This is a genomic window from Mesorhizobium sp. M7A.T.Ca.US.000.02.2.1 (genome assembly GCF_003996995.1).
In the GTDB taxonomy this organism is placed as follows: Bacteria; Pseudomonadota; Alphaproteobacteria; order Rhizobiales; family Rhizobiaceae; genus Mesorhizobium.
Window position 1 is genome coordinate 1 of sequence record NZ_RZTT01000852.1, and the last position, 727, is coordinate 727.

General features: G+C 60.0%; 1 protein-coding gene. It reads left to right on the forward strand.

Annotated elements, in window-relative coordinates:
- Positions 1 to 336: 336 nt before the first annotated feature.
- The coding region (locus EOD15_RS35080; protein WP_148129846.1) for a thioredoxin family protein at positions 337 to 727 on the forward strand (391 nt) is incomplete at its 3' end.

Here is a 727-nt window from a genome sequence, read left to right on the forward strand (position 1 = left end):
CATCAGATGCGATCCGCGACCTGGCGAAGGCGCTCTATCCGGAAGGGGAATGACGTCGCGAAAATCGCAAGGCGTTTCGGCTGGGCAGTACCAACTCGTCGTCGAACCCGTTGCGCTTGATAAATCCTGTCCGTCCGGATTTCTCCGGATCGGCTTCCGCCCGAACAAACTTGGCGGCTCGGCCTGAAACATTGGCACGATATTCTAAGCCGCGCGGTTGACCGTGAATGTGCTCTCCAGCCTATAATTATACTAAATTCATAGACTAACTGCGAACGTTCGAGGCGCTCGCACCTTGGCCTGTGAAAACCGGCTGCACAAAGGGAGCGCGCATCGATGCCGAAGACAGAGTCCAATCCGATCGACCTCGGCACCAGGGCGGCCGATTTCCTGCTGCCCGACGCGCAAGGCGTGCTGCACCGCCTCGCCGATTTCGACGCCAAGCCGGCCTTGCTCGTCGCCTTCATCTCCAACCGCTGCCCGTTCGTCGTGCTGATCCGTGAGCAGCTTGCCGCTTTCGCCAGGGATTATGCGGGCAAGGGGCTGCAAGTGGTGGCGATCAACGCCAATGACCATGAGGCGCATCCGGAGGAGACGCTGGCCCGCATCGGCGAAGAGGCCGAAAAATTCGGCTATTCTTTCCCCTATCTCAAGGATGCGTCGCAGCAGACGGCGAAGGCCTACGGCGCCGCCTGCACACCCGATTTCTTCCTGTTCGGCACTGACC